We start from the raw sequence: 20,063 nt of genomic DNA, 5'->3' as shown, positions 1-20,063 counted from the left end.
AGTGAGCTGCCCGTCCACCATCAACCCATCAAGTGAGGAGACGCAGTGTCGTTCGAAGGTGAAGTAGTACTGGTGACCGGTGGTGCCGGTGGGCTGGGTGACGCGGCGGTGCGCAGGCTGCACGCCGAAGGCGCGGCCGTGGTGATCGCCGATGTCAACGACGACAAGGGCAAGGCACTGGCCGAGGAGCTGGGCAACAAGGCCGTCTATGTGCGCACCGACGTGCTGGACGATTCGACGATCGAGGAAGCGTTCGCGGCGGCCGACGAACTCGGCACGCTGCGCTACGCGGTGATCGCCCACGGTGGGTTCGGTGTGCTGGAGAAGGTCGTCAACCGGGACGGCACACCGCACACGTTGAAGGGCTTCACCGACACCATCGCGCTGTATCTGACGGGCACCTACAACGTGCTTCGGCTCGCGGCGGCGAAGATCGCGAAGCTCGAGCCGAAGGACAGCGGCGAGCGTGGCGCGATTGTCATGACCAGCTCCATCGCCGGGTACGAGGGCCAGATCGGTCAGTCGGCCTACGCGGCGGCCAAGGGTGGCGTGATCTCGTTGACCCTGACCGGCGCCCGCGACCTCAGCGCTGTCGGCATCCGGGTGAACAGCATCGCTCCGGGAACGATGCACACCCCGATCATGGATTTCCTCGGTGAGGAGAAGCTCGCGAAATTCGCTGCGGCGGTGCCGTTCCCGAAGCGGCTGGGCGCACCGGCCGAATACGCGTTGCTGGCTCAGCATCTGCTCGAGAATCCGTATATCAACGGTGAAGTCATTCGTATCGACGGCGGGCAGCGTTTTCAGCCGAAGTAGTTCCGGCGCTTTTCTCGTCGTGACGGATAGCCGTCGATGACCGCCGCTCCGAATTACGGGGCGGCGGTCGTCGGCTGTTCGAGTGGGTTTCGACTCGGACACGGCCCGCGCGGCCGCGTTCGAATCGATATCGGAATACTTATCGCAATCTATCCCGTGAGGCCAACTGTTGAACTATCTTCAGTGTGTTGGATCACAGTGGTCATCCATGAACGAAAAAATCGGGTGCCACGACATCTCCGCCAGGGATAGAGGATTTCATGACAAAGAGGTCATTTACCGGGATCGCGGCAGGCGTTACGGGAGTTTCCTTTCTCGTTGCCGCCGCATTGCTACCGACATTCGTACGGGATTCGGTCATCGGTCTACCGGACGAGCTGGACCAGACCACCGTTGTTGTCGGTAGGGGTGAGTTGATCGATCGGTCGAGTTTCCTCTCGGCGACACCGGTGCGGACATCGAGGGATGTCCCGGTATCCATTACCGCGCGAACGACGCTGGCCGAATCGGCCGACAATTCGTCGGCCGTGATCCATGGCAGTCTCCTCGGGGCACGCAGCGACGTCGCCGGAGACTCCGCGGTATTCATCAACTCGACCGATGTCGTGCAGGTCGACCGGCAGAATTATCTGGTCGGGGCCGAACCGGTACCGACGTGGACGGGCCCGCCCGCTCCGCCGGCGGAGGAGCCTGCCCGCATCGGGACGCTGTTCTCGTTCACCCCTGATGTACAGAAATCGGATCACCGATTCTACGAACTGATGGCGCACGCGCCGACTACGGCGCGCTACATCGACGACGACCGCAGCATCGACGGGATGCGGCTGTATCACTTCCGCTCCGAATTGCCGCCGGTGGATATGACCAAGACTGTGGGCATCACGCAGCAGACCCAACTGACCTTGCCCGCGGCGAAATGGGGCCTGCCGGGCGGCATGGACATGGTGACGATGAACCAGTACTACGCCAATGTCCGCGATATGTGGGTGGAGCCGACTACCGGTGCGACCGTCGACCTGGTGACCAGCCCGCGGATCTACTACGCGCAGACCGCGGACAATCCGCACCAGGTGACCGCGTTCGCCGGGGAGCTCCGATTCGACCAGCCCACCCTCGACGCCCTGCTCGGTGATGCGAAGGACGGTCGTCAGCTGATCCGGTGGCTCTTCGTGTGGCTGCCGATCGGTCTGGCTGTGGTGGGGCTGCTGCTCGTCGGTACCGCCGTCCTCACGAGGGTTCGTCACCGCGCCGGATAGCCGCGTCCGGCAACATCCCTGCCGCACATGCGCTCCCCGGCACTGTCTCCGCCGGGGAGCCGCATTCGCATGAATGCAGTATGCCTTCCGGTATGTCGCCCTGGGGTGCTTTCGGTGGGTGTGGCCGGGTGTTCGTGCACCGCCGGTTCGCGATCCCCAAATCTATTGACGGATTTCAATGACATGTGTCAGTATTGGGTCATGCGGTCGATGACCAGCCGGGATTCACCCGAGCTGACTCGATCAGCAAGCAGGACAAGGGCTCTGGCGAATCTCGCCGTGCCTCATTGCGCGCCTGATTGACGCGAGTCAATGACGGGAGTTAGCTCGCGGCATGAGCGAAATTCAGGACAAGCCCCAGGGACGACAGGCGCAGCGTCTACTCACACGGAAGCGAGTGCTCGATGCGGCGGTTGCGGAATTCGGTAGAGCCGGCGCGGCCGAGGCCGACATCGCGACGATCGTCGAGGACGCGGGCGTGGCACGCGGGACCTTCTACTTCCACTTCCCGACCAAGGAACACGTGCTCCTCGAACTCGAGCAGCGCGAGGAGGCGCGCATCGCCGGAGAGCTCGAACGGTACCTCCGTACGCCGCACGATCTGGCGGACGTACTGGCGAAAGTCGTCCGGTTGGTCTCGGCGATGGAACGGCGCCTTGGCAGCAAGTTGTTCAAAGATCTACTCGCCGTGCACTTCTCGCCGACGCGGCCATTGGACGAGACCTGGCGGGAACATTCCGTGATCGGACTGGTCGCCGTGGAGATCGAACAGGCCGCCGCGCGCGGGCAAGCCCAACTCGTCGTCCAGTCCTACCACAGCGCCGTGTTCTTCCTACTCGGTCTCTACGCCCTGCTCACCACCACGAGCGGCTCGAAAGCCGTCCGCACAGCGGCGCTGGCCGACTACGTGACGGCGACCCTGCGGAGCCTGGAGCCCCGATGACCATGACGCAACCCACCATTCGCCGACAGATAGGGAATCCCGATCATGCTGCTCGACATCGTCCGACTTGCCCTCGCCTGGGGCGCGGTGCTGCTCATCATCGCGTTCTGGTACTGGATCCTGAGCAATATCGGGACATTCTGATCATGGGTGCTGTTCGTGCGTCCGCGTATACCCGCGGAGATCCAGGATGACCGCGACCGGGCCCGCGGCGTCGATCGAGCGCAGCTACGCGGTGACGGCGGTTGCGCTGTCGGGCCGACGCCGCCAAGGCGTCCGCCTGGTGACCGGCGAGCGACGCGGCTTCGGCCTGAGCCCTGGGCTCAACTTCGTGCACGTGCCGTATCCGCCATCGGCCGACTGGAACCGCATCGCCATGACCTGCGGTGTCGCACTGCAGTGTTCGCCTTCCAAAGACCGGATAGCGCAGTATCTGCTGCACGAGTTGTCACCGCGTGAGCGCGGTGCGCTCTCGATCGTCGAGGGTGACGTCGCTGCGACCTGGGTGGCCGATCGGTTTCCCGGACTGGTGCCCGAACTGCGCCGGTGGCTGCCGGCACTCGAGTTCACCGATCCCGACCTGCCCGGCGACGACATCATCGAGCGCGCCGTCGCCCTCGCACGGTCGCCGCGGGCGCTGGGGGAGTATCCGTTGCTCGGGAGTCTGCCACTGGCCGCGCCGCCGCGCAGTCGCATGGCTATGGCGGCGCGGCGGATATACGGCCGTATGCCATGGACATCCAATCGCAGCGACAGCTACCGCGTCTGGTCGGTACCGGTCGGTGGTGAAGGCGGCAGCCGGGCCTCGAACATGCCACCACCGAGCCGACCCGAGAACGAGGACATCGAGATCCGCGCCGATCAACGCGCGGGGATTCCGTACCCGGAGTGGAACCAGTGGACGATGAGTTTTCTGCGCGACCACGTCGCGGTCATGGAACGCCGCCAACCCACCTCGTCGAGCCCGATCGCGCCTGCCTCGCCCGAGGTGCGTCGCTGGTTCGAGGAACTCACCCACCGTTCCATGCGCGGCGGCCTGGTGGACGGGTCCGACATCGACATCGACCGCTACATCAGTCATTACGTCGACACGCAGGTCGGCGCGACGCCGCAGCCGCGGGTGTTTCGTGAACTGCTGCCCAGCACCCGCGATGTCACGACCGCTGTGCTGCTCGACGGCAGCTCCTCGCTCGGCATCAACGGCGGCGCGACCTTCCGGTTGGAACTGGCCTGCGCCGACGCCCTCTCCCGGGCCATGACGGTCGCCAGGGAACGGCACGGGATCTTCGTGTTCACCGGCAATACCCGCCACCGCGTGGAAGTCCGGTGCCTGAAGGACTTCGACGACCGGACCTTCGTCGATGTCGGCGGTCTCGGGCTGATGGCCGGTGGCTACACCCGCCTCGGCGCGCCCCTGCGGCACCTGACCGGTCGGCTGCTCGAACAACCCGCGCAGCGTCGCCAGCTCATCATCATCGGCGACGGCCTAATCTCCGACGAAGGGTACGAGGGCCGCTACGCGTGGGCCGATGTGGCACATGCCGTCGAGGAGGCCGTCGCGGCCGGGATCGCCGTCTACTACATCGGCATCGGCCCGGTTCGCGTCGATCCACTGCCCGAGGTATTCGGACCCACACGCTCGCAACGCATTCGGCGGGTGGAGGAACTTCCCCGCGTTCTCGCACATATTCACCGAGAGTTGGTCGACCTATGACATCTGATTCCTATTTCGCCGGCGGCGGCGAGGTCGAACTGTTCGAACGAGCGTTCCAGCAGCGCCTTCCGGTCATGCTCACCGGGCCGACCGGGTGTGGCAAAACGCGATTCGTCGAGCACATGGGCTCGCTGCTCGGTCGCCCGGTGGTCACCATCAGCTGCCATGACGACATCACCAGCTCGGACCTGGTCGGGCGGCTGCTCGTCACCGGCGGTGACGTGGTCTGGAACGACGGACCACTCACCAGGGCCGTGAAGGACGGCGCCATCTGCTATCTGGACGAGGTGATCGAGGCGCGCCACGATTCACTGGCCGTGCTGCATTCGCTCGCTGACCATCGGCGCGCACTGTTCCTCGACCGCGCGGGCGAAGTCGTGGAGGCTCCCGAATCGTTCATGCTCGTCTGTTCCTACAACCCGGCCTACCGCAGTTCACTCAAGGTTCTGAAACCGTCATTTCGACAGCGGTTCGTCACCATCACCATGGACTACCTGCCGCCCGATCGGGAAGCCGAGGTGGTGGTGACGGAATCTGGCGTCGATCCGGCCGTTGCGACGCGACTGGTCCACTGCGCGAACACTATTCGCGGCGCGGACGAGATATTCCACTTCGAGCCACCGTCGACACGCGTGCTGGTGGCGGCGGCCCGGCTCATCGTCGCAGGCGCGCGCGAAATCGACGCGGTGCAGGCCTGTGTGCTGGCGCCGCTGAGCACCGACGCCGCCATCGGAGACGGCCTGCGCCAGATCGCCACCGCCGGCTTGCTCGCCGACGAAGAACCCGTGTGATCACCTCGAGGAGAACGCTCTCATGAACGAGCAAGACCGTAGACGTAAGCGTGCGCTGATCGTCTTCCAAATCACCATCTATGGGTTTCTGCTGCTGATGTTCCTCATCCAGGTGCAGATGTTGATGAACAGTGACTGGTAGGAGAAAATCGTGAATTTGCCGACATTTGTCAAGCGCCGCACCGGATCGGCGAATCCACCGAGCGCGGATATCCGGACCGCCGGAAGCTATGACGAGCACGAAGCGGAAAGCCGGGCGAGTCAGCGACGCGCCGATATCTGGCTCACCGCGGGTACGGCACTGATGGGCACCTACATCTTGGGCCTGGTGGGTCTGCCGGTCTTTCTGCGCGGCGTGTGGCTGCAGCGCCGAGCGCAGCGAGAAGGATTATCCGTGCGCCCGCTCATCGTCACGCTGATCGGGTATCTCGTCATTCTCGACGCCTTCCTCAACAGTGTCGGCTGGGTGCTCGACGTTTTCGCCAGCCACACCTTGGTCACGCGGGTCTTCTTCACCGCCTGGGGCAATTTCTTCGACGGTGGCTACTGGTGGCACTACAACGAGCTGTGGATCGGCGGGTCGGGTGCGCCTGGCGAGAAGGGCTGGGAAATCGCCTGTGTGCTCGTCGTCTTCCCGATGCGGATCGCCGCCGCGATCGCCTTCCTGCAGATGAAGCGGTGGGGTCATCAGTGGCTGACGGTCACCTGCTGGTTCGGTGTGGTCATCTGGGTCGGCTACATCGTGAATATGACCGTGTACGCCGATATCCGCTTCGACGGTGTCGTGCTGCCGGTGTTCGGCTGGTGGCTCTACGACATCTTCTACATCACGCCATTCCTGGCAATCCCCTATCTGCATACGGTCAATCGCGAGATATTCGCCGACTGACCGCGGTTCGACTCGATTTATCTGCTGAAGGAGAATTTCGCGATGAGTACACCGTCGTCCGAATCGGGATCGGTTCCGCCGGAAGAACTTCCGTTGGGCACCACGCCACCTTTCGCGCGCATGCATCGCTGGCTCAAGCGGGGGATCATGATCTGCCTGGTGGCGCTGGTGGTCGAAGGGGCGTTCACCGTACCCGCGCTCGCGATCTGGTACGGCTGGCCGACCTTGTCACTGCAGGAGATCTGCCACGAGATGATAAAGGTCCGCTACTCCGACGACACCCTGGAATGCCAGTATCCCGCCGACTTCAACGCACCACCGCTCGGCGGGCAGGCCGAAGCGGCCGGGCAGACCACCGCACGTGACGAATGGAGCGTCCAACCCAAACCCGGCTGGGAACCCATCGGGTTCCGGGAACTGGTCCGTCGCCACGACGAGCGGATCGCCCGAGAAGGCGGAGGGAGATAGTGCGGGCTTCGGTCCGCACTGCCCGAGCCATCGGTTCGGTGGCCGGGCAGGCATTGCGGGTCGCGTTCGATCGCTCTGTGCCGACGGGTGGTGCGCGCGCACCGCTGCGCGTGGAGGACGTGACCGCGGCCTGGCTCGCCGAAGTCTTCGGCGTGGCACCGGAGACGATCCACCACATACGGGTCGTGGACGCCCATTCCGGCACGGCGGCGCGGGCGCGCATCGAAGTGACCTCGGATGCCGATATTCCGGCCTCCCTGTTCCTGAAAATGCCGCCGCGCAACTACTTTCAGCATGTGCTGATGAACCTGTTCAGCCTCGGGGCGCGAGAGATCGATGCCTATCGCGCTCTGGGCGATGAACCGCCGATCCGGGTGCCGCGCTGCTACGCGACGCGGTTCGACCCGGTGCGGGGACGCGCGGTACTGGTCTTGGAGGATCTGTCGCCGACCGCGCGGTTTCGCACGGTCGGCGACCCTCTCGACCGAAGCGAAGCGGAGGCCGTCGTCGACGCCATGGCGGATCTGCACGCCGCCTTCTGGCAGGACCGAGCAGGCGCGGCGGGGAACGCACGGTCGGAGGTGGAAACCCAACTCGGGATCCTGATCCGGCGCCGGCTGCTCGGCACACTCACCGGGCACGCCGCGGACCTGGTCCCGGCGACGGTCCGGGAGCAGATCCGGATCTTCTATCAGCGTGGCAGGGAGATCGATGCCTTCTGGGCGAGCCGACCGCAGACCCTGATCCACGGGGACCCGCATCTGGGAAACTTGTTCTTCGAAGGCTCGACGCCGGGCTTCCTGGACTGGCAGATCTCGACAACGGGTTGCGGCATGCGCGATGTCGCCTACTTCGCGAACTCGTCGGTGGAACCGGAGTTGCTGCGCGAGATCGAACGAGGACTCGTCGAGCGCTACGCCGCCCGGCTCGACGCCGCGGGCATCGAGGCCGACCCGGAGCAGCTGTGGACGTTGTACAAGGTCGGCATCGCCGAGTTGCTGCTCGCCATCGTCTGCACAGCCGAGGCGGGCGAACGAATGCAGTCACTGGCGGTGACCCGCTGTGGCGTGGCGCGGGCTGTCGCGGGCGTCGAGGCACACGACAGCCTGGCACTGCTGGCCGCGCTTCTCGACGACATGCGCGTCTGAGCATCAGGCGACCCGAGGAGAACAGCCGCCGCCGAATCCGATTCGGCGGCGGCTGAAGTCGCCTGGATCAGGCGGTTGTTGTGGGAGCGACGCTCGGATCAGGGTTGGCGATGGGCAGTCCGAGGAAGCGGCGGGTGTTGTCGCCCATGAAGTCATAGGTGCGCCCGACGTCCATGCCCTCGGCGTACTTCCAGAAGCCCTTCGGCTCGGCCAGACCCTCCGGGTGCGGGTAGTCCGAGCCGAAGAGGACCTTGTCCCAGCCGACCGTGTCGACGACATCGGCCACGCACCCTTCCCAGAACGGGCTGACCCAGATGTTGCGGCGGAACACCTCGTGCGGATGCTCGGGGAAGTTCTGCGGCATTTTCTTATACAGGTCTTCGAAGTCGTGGAACAGCGGGTAGATCCACGAACTGCCGTTCTCGACGCTGGCCACGCGCAGCTTCGGGAACCGGGTCAGGGTGCCGTGACAGATGAGACTGGTGATCATGTCGGAGATCTCGCGATGCCCCAGTGCCATCCAGCGAAATGGGCTCTGCGCCATGAAGTTCGCGGTGTGCGGCGGTTCCCAGGAGGCAATGTAGCCGTCCAGCGGCGGGTAGCTGGCGTGCAGCACGATCGGCAGGCCGGCGGCTTCGACATCACGCCAGAACGGATCGAATTCGGGCAGCGCGGGCGAGCGCCAGCCGTGCAGGCCGTTCACCGGGCCCGGCTTGATCAAGGCGACCTTCGCGCCGTTGTCGAGGATGTATTCCAGTTCGCGCTGGGCGGCGTCGACCTCGGAGAGATTGATGATCGGGGTCGAGTAGATGCGGTCGGCGTAGTTGTAGGACCAATGCTCGGCCATCCACTGGTTGAGTGCGTGGATGATCGCCAGGGTGAGCTGTGGATCGTCGGCCGCCGAATGCTCGACCAGGCTGGCCAGCGTCGGGTAGTTGAGTGCCTCGACGACACCCTGCCGGTCGAGCTCGGTGATCCGGTCCACCGGATTACGGGTGGCCGCGGGTGCCTCGATCGCGGGTCCCTGCATCTCTCGCAGTGTGAGCCCGTCGGAGTTCTCGCCCGCGAAGAACTTCTCGTGCGCGCCGGGCGCGGCGACCCGCTCGAAGGTCGGGTTGGGGATGAAGTCGGTGACCTTGTTGTTGATCACGATCCGGGTCTGCCGCCCGATCTGCGCGAACTGCACCGCACGTGCGTACTTCTCCGGCAGGTACTTCGTCAGCGAGTCCGGGGTCTCATACATGTGCTGGTCGGCGTCGAAGATCGGCGCATCGCGAAATTGTCCCTCGGTCCGGCTTGCGGCCGGGTCGGCGGTGTTCGTCATCTGGTTCCCTTCCATCACTGCAGTCTTATCTACTGTAATGCATACAGTATGAGGTGTGGTTCATGCTGTCGGGATGGCGTCGACATGAAACCTGAGCAGGGCCTCCTGGGCGAACGAGGCGACCAGCGTGCCGTCCGTGGTGAAGACATCCCCACGTCCGAAGCAGCGCCCGTGCGCGACCATCGCGCCGTAATGGCGCAGGAGCAGCCAGTCGCCGGTGGCGAACGGGCGATGGAACCAGACCGTGTGCGAGGTCGTCGCCGAGGTGAACGCGGTGCCGTTGCCGCGCTGATCGATGCCGTCGAACGGGCGCAGCGCGGTGCCGATGACGTTCAGGTCCGTGGAATAGGCGAGCAGCGCGGCGGCGGTTCCGGCGTCCTCCGTGTCGGGAATTCGCATCCAGAGGTCGTAGTCGGCTCGCCCGTCGTCGTGGGCGTCGAGATCGGTGACCGACCGGGTGTCCCACGGGAGCAGGTCGAACCGGACGCGGTTCTCGGGACCCGGCGGTGCGGCGGCGGGGCGGACCGGCTGGTGTGTCGGGCCCGCTTCGGTGGCATGCAGCGAGACTGCGCAGGTGGCGATCGGGCGGCAGCTCTGCGTCGCGGTCACGGTCAGCGCGCCGAACGAGCGTCCGTCGTGGAGTGGGTCGGCGATGTAGTGAACGGGAGTGTCGGAGGTGCCTTCTCGGAAGAGCGACGCATGGAGCGACTTGACTGCCTTGTCCGGGTTCGCCGCATTCGCCGTGCGCACGAACTGGCCGAGTAGCTGCCCGCCGAAGAGGCGCCGATGGGGCAGCTGTTGATTCGATCCCTCGAAGGCGAGAAGGGGATCGGCCGGACTCGGCGACGTGGCATCGGTGGGCAGCGAGCGGAGGTCGAGGCAAGCCATGAGGTCGTTCCATGTATCCGGCACATGCCGATCATAAGCCATACGGGAAGGTTTACAGTATATCCCTGATCAGCACTCTGGCTCGAATATTCTCGGATACTGTCGTAGCAACAGTAATTCCCTCTGGGATTTCCGCGAGTGTCGAGGTGATCGGTCGATGACGAAATACAAGGACCCGCGACGCAGGGCGCCGACAATCGCGCACCCGCGATCGGCCGCGCCACCCGGCACGGCCTACGAGCACGGTGCGCGGATCCCCGGCGAGGTGGTTCGTACCACCAGCTATGACCTGCTCGACTACTTCGCGAAATGTCCACGATGCGGCTACGCGGCGCAGGCGTCGGAGACGGTCCGCGCCTATTCCAGCGGGTTGGTCGAGCGCAGGCTGTATCGCACGTGTGGGTTGCCGTGTGGTTGGCACGATTCGACTTTCGAGGTCGCCGATACGGTTTCGGCGCTACCCGCCACATAGCTGCCGATCACGGATGCGCCGGCGCTCGCGTGAACAGGGTGCGAGCGACGACATCGGCCGACGGGTCGCGCAGTACCCGCTCCAACGGCGCGCGCAACAGGACGAGATCGGTGCGAGCCCCACGTCGGATCCGGCGCGGGCGCCCACCCGGGTCATCGGCTGGGGTGAGGTATCCCGCGAGCGCCTGTGCGGGCGTGAGGCATTCGCCGGTATTGATGGTCGCGCCGGTTTCGGTGGATCGGCGACTGGCCGCGGCGATCACCGCCCACGGGTCGAGCGGGCCGTAGGGGGAGTCGCTGGACATAGCGAGGGGGATACCTCCCGCGAGCAGACTTCGGCAGCGGTACAGATCGTCGAGGTCGTCGGGTTCGACATGGTCGAGGTAGTAGTCGCCGCGCCGGGACAGAAAGCCTGGTTGGGTCACCACCCGCAGGCCGTGGCGGTGGAGATCGCCGATGCTGTCGGCGGGCACCAACGCCGCGTGTTCGACGCGGTCGCCGGGGAAATCGCCCGCCACATCCAGGGCCGCGAGCAGCAGGAGCAGTGCTTCGCGGCTGACGCAATGGACGGCCACGGCCCGTCCGTCGCGGTGGACCGCGCTGATCTGCTCCACCAGCGCGTCGAACAGGGGGAGTCCGGAGTCGGCGATGACGATCTTGTACGGTCCGACACCGATCCGCTCCGGCAGCGCAGGCGCGCTGCCCAAGGGGGCTCCGAGCAGGTGTAACCGTTGCGGCAGGTCGCCCTCGGTCACGGCGGCGACCAGCGCGGCCTGCGACCCGGTCGACAGATCAGGGGTCGCGTCGGTGACACCGGTGATGCCGTACTCGGCGAGGGTGGAGCCGAGCGAGCCGAGATGCGGTGGCCTCGCGGGTGGCAGTCGGGTGCGTAACCAGGTGTCCGCGCGCCAGATCCGGCCGGTCGGGACGCTATCGGCAGCGCACTCGACGCCGGGATGCGCCGCGTCGGTGATGCCCGCCGCGGCGAGAGCGGCGGAGTTGAGGATCCACATCGCGCCACTGCGGTGCTGTACTCGCACCGGTCGGGTCGCGTGCAGGGCATCGAGGGCGACGGCGTCGAGATCGCCCGCGATGGTGTCGACGTAGCCGACGCCGCGGACCCAGCCATGGTCGTCTCCCGGTGCCTCGGCGAGGGCCGTGCCCAGCGCGCGACGGTCGAGGACTGCCGGTGGGCCGCAGTGCACCGACGCCGCGTCGGCGGCCGTGGCGTGCAGGTGCAGGTGGTGATCGTGCAGTCCGGGGATGACGGCACCGCCGCGCGCGTCGATCACCTCCGTGGCCCCGTCCGTGGACAGCGACGGCCCGATGTCGTCGATCCTGCCGTCCCGCACCCGCAGATCGAGACCTGGAATGCCGTCGATTTCCGCGTTGCGCACGATGATGGCCCGGCCGACCGCGGACAGGTGGGTATCGGTCACGGCGCTGGGATCCGGAGCGATTCGAGTACTCGCGCGGTATCGGCACCGGAATCGGCGGCCGGGCCGATCGGGGTGCGAGACAGTGGCTGTGCGACCGGAATCGGTCCAGCGTCGGACTCGATGAACCAGCTGTCGCCGCGCTGCGACGTGCTCGGGACCGGATCGGTTGTCAGCGTGCCGGCGACGACATCGGTCATCGAGATGTCCCACAGCACTCCGCGACCGTCGGCGGGCGAGGACATCGCGAGCACGGCGGCGGTCAAACCGGTGAGTGGATCGGCGATGGCGTCGCCGACGAAAGCCGGTGTGCCCGAACCGGGCTCGTGGGCGACCAGTCCGGCGGCCGCGGCGACGTCGTCGCCGAAACCGATGCGGTGCGACGCGCGACCCGCGGCGGTGATGGACACCCAACTCGCCCCGCGCCCGACAGCCGCCTCGGCGTCGAGTCCGAACCCGGCCAGCGCGCGGGGTCTGGACGCCTCGATGACGATGTCGGCGGCGTCGACGAGGGCCGACAGCGCCGACCTTCCGGCACTGTCGGCAGGATCGAGCACCACCGATTCGTGCCCATGGTGCAGTAGCGCGTAGAACTCCGGGTTTCCGCGTCGGGCGCCGTCGGGCCGTCCCGGGGTCTCGACCTTGACCACGCGCGCACCTGCCAGCCCGAGGAGGTGGGCGCACAGCGGACCCGCCCACAAGGCGCTGAAGTCGACGACGAGCAGCCCTTCGACCGGCCTCGGCGTCATCGGTGCCGGGCAGTGCACGCGTTCGTGATGCCGCACCGGCCCGGCCGCCACGCCGAGGAGTTCGGCGCGTTCGAGGAGTTCGGCGCCGCGATGCGCGCGCACCCAGTCGGCAAGCGCGGGCCACGGATTCACCGCGTCGAGTTCGTCCCCGATCAGCGCGCCGAGCAGGAGCGGATCATCGGGCCGGGCGCAGGAGATCGCGGCCCACCCGTCGGCGGTGGGCAGCAAGCGGCAACGGCCGCCCGCCGACACCGCTCCCCGGCGCCGCAGGTCGGCGAGTGCGGCGCGTTCGCCCAGTAGGTGGGCACCGTCGACGGTGATCATTTGGCCTGAGACGGCGGCCAGCGTCGAGGTCAGCTCGCGGGCCCTGGTGGCCGCGCGCCCCGGTGGCACCAGCATCGGTCCGTCGGGGCGACCGGAGAGGGCGACCACCCCGCTCGCCGCCCAGTCCGCCGCGGGCGGACCGGGAACCGACGCTGTCCTAGGTTGCACGGCTCGATACTAGGTCGAGGGGGCCCGCGCGGTCTCGGTCACTACAGGGCCGACACCGTGTCACTATTGCGCGGTGAGCCGTGACGCTACCGATCTGGCCCTGGATGCCCTCGAACTGGATATCGGCCCGGAGGGCACGCCGAGAAACCCGATCCTGGTCGTCCCACTGGACGTGTGGGCGGGGGAATCGACGGAGCGGATCGCACGGTTCGCCGACGCGCTGGCCGGTTCGCTGCGGCTGTCGATCGGGGTGTTGCGGGGACCGGCCTCGCCGAGCCTGGTGCCGCTGCTGCGCGCGCTCACCCTGACGCTGGCCGAGGATGCCGGAACCTCGCCGATGATCGTCGACCATCCCGACCCCGATGTCGCGGTGGAGTACCTGTCGGCGGCGGTGCGGCGCAATCCACAGGCGAGCGTGGCCCTGGGGCAGCTGCTGCGTCAGACGACGGTGCCGGATACGACCGCGGGACTCGCGGCGGAGGCCGCGGTTTACTCGATGCTGCTGGCGGGCCGCGAGTTCGAGCGGTGGCTGGCCGAACGAGGCGGGCCGAAATCGGTGAGCGTTCCCGATCGGCCACTGGTGCGGCTGGACCGCGACGCCGACCTGCTGTCGGTGACCCTCGACCATCCGGAGCGTCGAAACGCGCTGAGTTCGCCGCTGCGCGAACAACTTCTGGAGGCGCTTCGTCTCGCCGAACTCGACGACAGCATCGCCCGGGTGCTCCTGCGCGGAGCGGGTCCGGTGTTCTGTAGCGGTGGCGATCTCGACGAGTTCGGCACCGCCGTCGATGTGGTTGCCGCGTATCAGGTGCGACTCGAACGCGCGCCGTGGCGGATCATCGACCGACTGCGCGACCATGTCCGCGCCCGGGTACACGGGGCGTGCATCGGGGCGGGCATCGAGATGACGGCCTTCGCGGGACTGCTGATCGCGGCGCCGGAAACCTACTTCCGACTGCCCGAAATCGAGATGGGGTTGGTGCCGGGGGCAGGCGGTACCGTCAGCGTCCCGCGCCGGATCGGGCGCTGGCGCGCGGCATGGATGATGCTGACCGGCGATCGCGTCGACACCGCAACCGCGTTGCGGTGGAAGCTGATCGACGGCATCGAGGAGAACGCCGTCGGGTAGTCCCCACCGAACTACCGTAAGCAATACTGAATGTATTACAGTAGTGGCTCGAGCCGTCCGGTCGTGCCGTGGGCCGATGACAGTCCGCAGCGGTCCGACCCGGAACGGCGGTTCTCTCGAGGTGAGGCGGAAAGCGGTATGGATCTGGGATTGCGGGACGCGGCGACCGTCGTGGTCGGTGGAAGTCGTGGCATGGGACTGGCCACGGCGCAGTGCCTGGCGGAGGAGGGGGCAAAAGTCGCGGTCGTCGGCCGGTCCGCCGAGGATGTCGAGCGCGCGGTCGCGAGTCTGGTGGATCGGGGAAGTCCGGACGCGGTCGGTCTCGTCGCCGATGCGCGCGACCTCGCGCAGGTGGAATCGGTCTTCACCCGATTGGGGCAACGGTGGGGCGGTGAACTCAACTCGCTGATCACCACCGTCGGCCCGAATGTCCAGGGGACCGTGGAGGAACTGTCCGACGAGCAGTGGCACGAGGCGGTCGATCACGGGGCGCTCGCCATCGTGCACTGCGTCAACGCGGCGCTGCCGTTGTTGCGCCAGGCCGAGTGGGGACGGATCGTGAACTTCTCCGCGCATTCGACCCAGCGCCAGACCGTGTCCCTGGTCGCCTACACCGCGGCGAAGGCGATGGTGACCAGCATCTCGAAGAACCTGTCGCTGTTGCTGGCCAAGGAGGAGATCCTGGTCAACGTGGTGTCTCCGGGCACCTTCGTCACCCCTGCTCTGACCGACTGGGCCCGCTCGGTGGGCATCGAGGACGACGATCCCTACCGCCTCATGGAGGCGATCGGCACCCACTACGGGCACCCCGCGCAGATGCCGAGGGCCGGGCTGCCCGAGGAGATCGGCCCGGTCGCCGCATTCCTGGCCTCGCGCCGCAATTCCTATATGACCGGTGCGAATGTGAACGTCGACGGTGGCTCCGATTTCGTCTGAGCCGCAATGGTTTCGGCCGGACCATCGACTGGTCCGGCCGTCACCCGCCCACGACGATCTCAGAGCCGATAGTCGCGCAGCACACCCTTGCCGATGATCCGTTTCTGGATCTCGCTGGTGCCCTCGCCGATCAGCATGAACGGCGCCTCGCGCATGAGACGTTCGATCTCGTACTCGGTGGAATAGCCGTAGCCACCGTGGATCCGGAAACTGGCCTGGGTGACCTCGTTGCAGAACTCGCTGGCCAGATACTTGGCCATGCCCGCCGCGACATCGTTGCGCAGACCGGAATCCTTGAGACGCGCCGCGTTGACCATCATGAGATGGGCCGCCTCGACCTTGGTAGCCATCTCGGCCAGCGAGAACCCGATGGCCTGGTGTTCGACGATGGGTTTGCCGAAGGCTGAGCGCTGTTGGGCGTAGCGCGCGCCGAGTTCGAACGCGCGCAGCGCGATGCCGCAGGCGCGAGCCGCGACATTGACCCGGCCGACCTCGATGCCGTCCATCATCTGTTTGAAGCCGTGACCGGGCTCGCCGCCGAGGACGGCATCCGCAGGCACGACATGGTTATCGAGGAGCATCTCGGTGGTGTCGATGCCCTTGTAACCCATTTTGTGGATCTTGCCGGGAATCGTCAGTCCGGGTGCGACCTCACCGAAGCCGGCGGGCTTCTCGAGCAGGAAGGCGGTGAGATTGTCGTGCGGGCGTTCGTGACCCTCATCGGTGCGTACCAGGGTGGCGACCACTGTGGCCGTGGATCCGTTGGTCAGCCACATCTTTCGGCCGTTGAGCGTGTAGTCGCCCGACTCCGCGCGGACGGCCCTGGTGCGGATGGCGGCCACATCCGAGCCGAGTTCGGGTTCGGACATCGAGAACGCCCCGCGCACCGCACCGGTGGCCATGCGCGGCAGGAAATGTCGCCGCTGGTGCACGGTGCCGTGCTGGGCGAGCAGGTAGGCGACGATGAAATGGGTGTTGATGACACCGGAGATGCTCATCCAACCGCGCGCCAGTTCCTCGACACACAACGCGTAGGTCAGCAGGGATTCGCCGAGGCCCCCGTATTCCTCGGGAATCATCAGCCCGAACAGACCCATCTCCGCCATCCGATCGACGATGGCTTGCGGATAGGTGTCGGCGTGTTCGAGTTCCTGCGCGACCGGGATGATCTCCTTGTCCACGAACGTGCGCACAGTGGTGAGGATTTCGGTCTGCACCTCGGTGAGGCCGTGGGTTTGTCCGAGTTTCATCGGGATATCCGTTCGGTGGAATCGGCGCCTTCGCGGCGTGGGTCGGCGGATGCGAGAGGCTCGGTGCGGGTCACAACACCACCACCGTGAGGGTTTCGGCCACCAGCACCGGTTTGTCCTGTCCCTCGTTCTCGATGACCCAGCGCACGGTGAGCAGGCACCGCGACGTCTCGACCGACAAGTCGACAGGAGTGGCCGAGGCACGCACCCGGGTGCCGACACGCACGGCGGAGGGATACCGAACCTTGTTGCTGCCGTAGTTGATTCGCGCCGAGCCGAATTCGATGGTGTAGAGGTCGCGGCCGAGGAACGGCAGCATCGACAGGGTGAGGTAGCCGTGCGCGATGGTGGCGCCGTAGGGGCCGTCGGCGGCGCGGGTGGGGTCCACGTGGATCCACTGATCGTCGCCGGTGCACTCGGCGAACGCGTCGACTCGTTCCTGGTCGATCGTGCACCACGGCCCGGGACCGACGGTGTCGCCGATCGCGGCCGAGAGATCATCGAGTGAGGTGAAGGCGCGCGCGGCCATGCTCACACCACCCGCTCGAAGACAGCGGCCAGGCCCTGGCCGCCGCCGATGCACATCGTCTCCAGCCCGTAGCGCAGCTCGCGCCGGTGCAGTTCCCTGGCGAGAGTGGCCAGCATCCGGCCGCCGGTGGCGCCCACCGGATGTCCGAGGGAGATGCCGGAGCCGTGCACATTGGTGCGGTCGAGATCCCGTTCGCCGAACTTCCATTCCCGCATGACCGCGAGTGCCTGCGCCGCGAACGCTTCGTTGAGTTCGATGAGGTCGATGTCGGCGAGCGCGAGCCCCGCCTGGCCGAGGGCGGCATCGGTGGCGGGGACGGGTCCGATACCCATGACATCGGGTCGCACCCCCGCCACGGCCCACGACTTCAGGGTGATCAGGGGGGTGAGGCCGAGCTGTTCGGCGTTGTCCCGGGTGGTCACCAGGCACATCGACGCCGCGTCGTTCTGCCCGCTGGCATTGCCCGCGGTCACCGTCGAGTCCGGATCGATCTGCGCCCGAATCGGTTTCAGCGCGGCGAGGGATTCGAGGGTGGTGTCGGCGCGGGGATGCTCGTCGGTGTCGACCACCGAATCTCCCCGGCGCGAGGACACCGTGACCGGAATGATCTGCTCGGCGCTGGCACCGCTGCGCGCGGCCTCGACGGCACGCTGATGGGAGGTCACCGCGAGCCGATCCTGTTCCTCTCGGGGGATCGAATAGGTCCGGCGCAGGTTCTCGGCGGTCGCGAGCATGCCGCCCGGCACCGGATAGGTCTTGCCACCGGCGGTCTCGCGTCCGCGAGCCAGCGCGTCGTGGACGCGGACCCCACCTCGCGCACCGCCCCAGCGCATGTCGAGCGAGTAGAACGGGGTGTTGGTCATGCTCTCCACACCGCCGGCGACCACCACTTCGCTGGCGCCGCAGGCGACCTGCATGACGGCCTGGATGACCGCCTGCAATCCGGATCCGCAGCGCCGGTCGATCTGCATGCCGCCGACGGTCACCGGTAGTCCGGCGTCGAGGGCGACGACCCGGCCGATGGCGGGAGCCTCGCTGCTGGGGTAGCAGTGACCGAGGATTACGTCGTCCACGACCTTGGGGTCGATCCCGGTCCGTTCCAGCAGCCCGCGCAGGGCGGTGACACCGAGATCGACCGCGGTGAGCGAGGAGAACACCCCGCCGTAGCGTCCGATGGGGGTACGGACAGGTTCGCAGATCACTGCTTCACGCATGGGTTCGGTCTCCGTCATGGTCGAAATCGGCGGTCAGAACGGTGTGTTCGACGGTTCGGTCGGTGCCGCCACCGGTGCGGACGGCGAGTTCGAGGTCGGTGTCGGCGGTGTCGCGACGCTGGATGCGGGCCGGTTCGGCGCAGAACAGCGGCGCGAGGTTGCGGTGCCGGAACCGGATCGGTGCCGGATCGGGCCGTTCCCGTCGAACGGTCTCGGCCATGGCCAGGGTCATGAGCGGTCCGTGCACCACCAGCGCCGGGTATCCCTCGACGCCGGTCGCGTACGGCCAGTCGTAGTGGATGCGGTGGGGGTTGGCCGTCGCGGCGCTGAACCGCATCAAGACGATGGGATCAGTGCGCAATTCCCAGTCCCATTCGGCCACGCGGCGCAGGGGAGTGCCCGCGGGCTCGGGCGCGGACGGCGTCGCGGGACCGATCGATCCGGGCGCCACGGCCTCGCGGTAGATCAGATTCTGACGTTCCACCACGGCGAGGGTGTCCGCGCCGGTGTAGAGCCGGATCTCGACATCGACCACCACCAGCGGACCCGTTCGCCCGCTCTTGGGCGTCACGGCGACGACCCGCGTCACGCGCCGCACCGTCGACCCGATGGTCACCGCTTCGTGCAGCACCACGTCACCGCCGGCGAACATGCGGCGCGGCAGATCCACCGGAGGCAGGAAGGAACCACGGGCCGGGTGCCCGTCGGCTCCGATCTCCGACGACACGGGCCAGCGCGCCAGCGCCGCCCAATGCCACAGCGGCGGTAGGGGATCGCCGACACCGATCGGCGGCGCACCCGAGTCGAGGACCGCGCTCAGCGCCGCGACCGGTGCGGGGTCGACGTATTCGTCGGTGACGACGGTGTGTGCCTGCCAGCCGGTCACATGAACCGCCCGCCCGTCACTTCCAGCGTGGTCCCCGTCATGTACGAGGACAGGTCCGAGGCGAGGAACAGCGCGACACCGGCGACCTCCTCCGGTTCACCCGCTCGCGACATCGGGATCTCCGCCATCTTCTTGTCCCAGATATCGGTGGGCATCGCCGTGGTCATCGGGGAGCGGATCAGGCCGGGCTGGATCGCGTTGACCCGCACGCCGAAGCGGGCTGTCTCCTTGGCCGCGGCCTTGGTCAGACCGATGATGCCCGCCTTAGCGGCCGAATAGTTGGTCTGGCCCGCCATTCCCACTTTGCCCGACAGCGACGAGATGTTGACGATGCTGCCGCGGCGCTGCTCCCGCATGATCGCCGAGGCGAGCCTTGTGCCGTGCCAGCTGCCCTTCAGATGCACCGCCACGACCTGGTCGAAATCGTCTTCGCTCATCGTGCGCATGGAGGCGTCCCTGGTGATGCCCGCGTTGTTGACCATGACGTCGACCGAACCGAATTCGGTGTGCGCGGTGGCGAGCAGCGCCGAGACGTCCTCGGCGCTGGTCACATCGCAGCGGACCGCGCGAACACCGTCCGGGCCCAGCGCTTCCCGGGCCGCATCGGGATTCAGGTCACCCACGACCACCCGCGCGCCCGCACGCAGGAAGGTCGACGCGATGGCGAGGCCGATGCCCTGCGCACCGCCGGTGACAACTGCGATGCGGCCCTCGAGAAGTGACATGGTGTAAAT

General features: G+C 66.8%; 20 protein-coding genes. 11 read left to right on the top strand and 9 right to left on the bottom strand.

Features of this window, described 5'->3' with window-relative positions; translation table 11 throughout:
* Positions 1-45 precede the first annotated feature (45 nt).
* From ACFWO8_RS16965 to ACFWO8_RS16930, 8 genes are all read left to right on the top strand, one after another.
* Positions 46-816 carry an SDR family oxidoreductase gene (locus ACFWO8_RS16965; protein ID WP_378951264.1) on the top strand — a complete coding sequence of 257 codons (771 nt, stop codon included), beginning with the start codon at positions 46-48 and terminating at the stop codon, positions 814-816.
* A 260-nt stretch (positions 817-1,076) separates the two neighbouring features.
* On the top strand, positions 1,077-2,072 hold the full coding sequence (locus ACFWO8_RS16960) for a DUF3068 domain-containing protein (RefSeq protein ID WP_378951261.1): 996 nt from the start codon (positions 1,077-1,079) through the stop codon (positions 2,070-2,072).
* A 334-nt stretch (positions 2,073-2,406) separates the two neighbouring features.
* Positions 2,407-3,015: a TetR/AcrR family transcriptional regulator gene (locus tag ACFWO8_RS16955; protein ID WP_378951258.1), complete on the top strand. Its 609-nt coding sequence runs from the start codon at positions 2,407-2,409 to the stop codon at positions 3,013-3,015.
* A 190-nt stretch (positions 3,016-3,205) separates the two neighbouring features.
* Entirely contained in the window at positions 3,206-4,729 is a 1,524-nt protein-coding gene (locus tag ACFWO8_RS16950) for a nitric oxide reductase activation protein NorD (protein WP_378951255.1), read from the top strand.
* Positions 4,726-5,520, top strand: coding sequence for a CbbQ/NirQ/NorQ/GpvN family protein (locus ACFWO8_RS16945; RefSeq protein ID WP_378951252.1), 795 nt, complete (start codon positions 4,726-4,728; stop codon positions 5,518-5,520). Before ACFWO8_RS16950 ends, ACFWO8_RS16945 begins: the two co-directional genes overlap by 4 nt.
* Before the next feature lie 151 nt (positions 5,521-5,671).
* Entirely contained in the window at positions 5,672-6,409 is a 738-nt protein-coding gene (locus ACFWO8_RS16940; RefSeq protein WP_378951249.1) for a hypothetical protein, read from the top strand.
* 42 nt (positions 6,410-6,451) lie between these two features.
* Positions 6,452-6,877, top strand: coding sequence for a hypothetical protein (locus ACFWO8_RS16935; RefSeq protein WP_378951246.1), 426 nt, complete (start codon positions 6,452-6,454; stop codon positions 6,875-6,877).
* Entirely contained in the window at positions 6,877-8,025 is a 1,149-nt protein-coding gene (locus tag ACFWO8_RS16930) for a phosphotransferase (RefSeq protein ID WP_378951243.1), read from the top strand. The genes ACFWO8_RS16935 and ACFWO8_RS16930 overlap by 1 nt, the downstream gene beginning before the upstream one ends.
* 67 nt (positions 8,026-8,092) lie before the next feature.
* On the opposite strand, the gene ACFWO8_RS16925 is transcribed toward ACFWO8_RS16930, so the two are convergent.
* Both ACFWO8_RS16925 and ACFWO8_RS16920 read right to left on the bottom strand, forming a co-directional pair.
* On the bottom strand, positions 8,093-9,349 hold the full coding sequence (locus ACFWO8_RS16925; protein WP_378951239.1) for an amidohydrolase family protein: 1,257 nt from the start codon (positions 9,347-9,349) through the stop codon (positions 8,093-8,095).
* A 60-nt stretch (positions 9,350-9,409) separates the two neighbouring features.
* Positions 9,410-10,261, bottom strand: a complete 852-nt coding sequence (locus tag ACFWO8_RS16920) for an acyl-CoA thioesterase (protein WP_378951236.1) — start codon at positions 10,259-10,261, stop codon at positions 9,410-9,412.
* A 133-nt stretch (positions 10,262-10,394) separates the two neighbouring features.
* On the opposite strand from ACFWO8_RS16920, the gene ACFWO8_RS16915 reads away from it, so the two are divergent.
* Complete coding sequence (locus ACFWO8_RS16915) at positions 10,395-10,709, top strand: hypothetical protein (protein WP_378951233.1); 315 nt, start codon at positions 10,395-10,397, stop codon at positions 10,707-10,709.
* Between the two features lie 7 nt (positions 10,710-10,716).
* On the opposite strand, the gene ACFWO8_RS16910 is transcribed toward ACFWO8_RS16915, so the two are convergent.
* Complete coding sequence (locus ACFWO8_RS16910; RefSeq protein WP_378951230.1) at positions 10,717-12,147, bottom strand: amidohydrolase family protein; 1,431 nt, start codon at positions 12,145-12,147, stop codon at positions 10,717-10,719.
* On the bottom strand, positions 12,144-13,292 hold the full coding sequence (locus tag ACFWO8_RS16905; RefSeq protein WP_378952027.1) for a CoA transferase: 1,149 nt from the start codon (positions 13,290-13,292) through the stop codon (positions 12,144-12,146). Before ACFWO8_RS16905 ends, ACFWO8_RS16910 begins: the two co-directional genes overlap by 4 nt.
* A gap of 166 nt (positions 13,293-13,458) precedes the next feature.
* Here ACFWO8_RS16905 and ACFWO8_RS16900 point away from each other — a divergent pair, with 166 nt between their 5' ends.
* Both ACFWO8_RS16900 and ACFWO8_RS16895 read left to right on the top strand, forming a co-directional pair.
* Complete coding sequence (locus ACFWO8_RS16900; RefSeq protein ID WP_378951227.1) at positions 13,459-14,514, top strand: enoyl-CoA hydratase/isomerase family protein; 1,056 nt, start codon at positions 13,459-13,461, stop codon at positions 14,512-14,514.
* Positions 14,515-14,652: 138 nt separating this feature from the next.
* Positions 14,653-15,450 carry an SDR family NAD(P)-dependent oxidoreductase gene (locus ACFWO8_RS16895; protein WP_378951224.1) on the top strand — a complete coding sequence of 266 codons (798 nt, stop codon included), beginning with the start codon at positions 14,653-14,655 and terminating at the stop codon, positions 15,448-15,450.
* A 59-nt stretch (positions 15,451-15,509) separates the two neighbouring features.
* Here the strand turns inward: ACFWO8_RS16895 and ACFWO8_RS16890 are convergent, their stop codons facing one another.
* The 5 genes from ACFWO8_RS16890 to fabG all read right to left on the bottom strand — a co-directional run bounded on the left by ACFWO8_RS16890 (position 15,510) and on the right by fabG (position 20,054).
* A complete protein-coding gene (locus tag ACFWO8_RS16890) occupies positions 15,510-16,700 on the bottom strand; it encodes an acyl-CoA dehydrogenase family protein (protein WP_378951220.1) in 1,191 nt (396 codons plus the stop codon).
* A gap of 70 nt (positions 16,701-16,770) precedes the next feature.
* On the bottom strand, positions 16,771-17,229 hold the full coding sequence (locus ACFWO8_RS16885) for a MaoC family dehydratase (RefSeq protein ID WP_378951217.1): 459 nt from the start codon (positions 17,227-17,229) through the stop codon (positions 16,771-16,773).
* Between the two features lie 2 nt (positions 17,230-17,231).
* Positions 17,232-18,443, bottom strand: a complete 1,212-nt coding sequence (locus ACFWO8_RS16880; RefSeq protein ID WP_378951214.1) for an acetyl-CoA C-acetyltransferase — start codon at positions 18,441-18,443, stop codon at positions 17,232-17,234.
* Complete coding sequence (locus tag ACFWO8_RS16875; protein WP_378951211.1) at positions 18,436-19,329, bottom strand: hypothetical protein; 894 nt, start codon at positions 19,327-19,329, stop codon at positions 18,436-18,438. Before ACFWO8_RS16875 ends, ACFWO8_RS16880 begins: the two co-directional genes overlap by 8 nt.
* Positions 19,326-20,054, bottom strand: a complete 729-nt coding sequence (gene fabG, locus ACFWO8_RS16870) for a 3-oxoacyl-ACP reductase FabG (RefSeq protein WP_378951208.1) — start codon at positions 20,052-20,054, stop codon at positions 19,326-19,328. Before fabG ends, ACFWO8_RS16875 begins: the two co-directional genes overlap by 4 nt.
* Between the last annotated feature and the right edge of the window lie 9 nt (positions 20,055-20,063).

The sequence above is a fragment of the Nocardia sp. NPDC058480 genome (assembly GCF_042720495.1).
Taxonomy (GTDB): domain Bacteria; phylum Actinomycetota; class Actinomycetes; order Mycobacteriales; family Mycobacteriaceae; genus Nocardia.
Note: the sequence above shows the minus strand (reverse complement) of the source record. Positions and strands in the feature narration are given on the sequence as shown.